We start from the raw sequence: 225 nt of genomic DNA on the forward strand, positions 1-225 counted from the left end.
TGGCGACGCCCAGAACCTCGCGCTTGCCGTCCTCGTTGATCGCGACGGCTATTATCACAGCGCGGCTAACGATCCGCCCGCCGTCACGCACCTTGATGTAGGTCGCATCGAGCCAGAGATAGGGCCAGGCCCCCTCCAGCGGTCGGTCCAGGAAGGCGTTCACCCGCTCGTCGATCTCGGCGCAGAGCCGGCTGACCTGGCTCTTTGACATCCCGCCTGCGCCCA

Annotated in this window: 1 protein-coding gene; it reads right to left on the reverse strand. The window is 66.2% G+C overall.

Annotated elements, in window-relative coordinates; all coding sequences use genetic code 11:
* Window positions 1-225 (reverse strand): transposase (locus tag CEF10_RS17275; RefSeq protein WP_232796551.1); only part of this gene is annotated, 225 nt, incomplete at both ends.

Origin of the sequence: Roseovarius salinarum (assembly GCF_002834145.1) — a bacterium.
Taxonomy (GTDB): Bacteria; Pseudomonadota; Alphaproteobacteria; order Rhodobacterales; family Rhodobacteraceae; genus Roseovarius; species Roseovarius salinarum.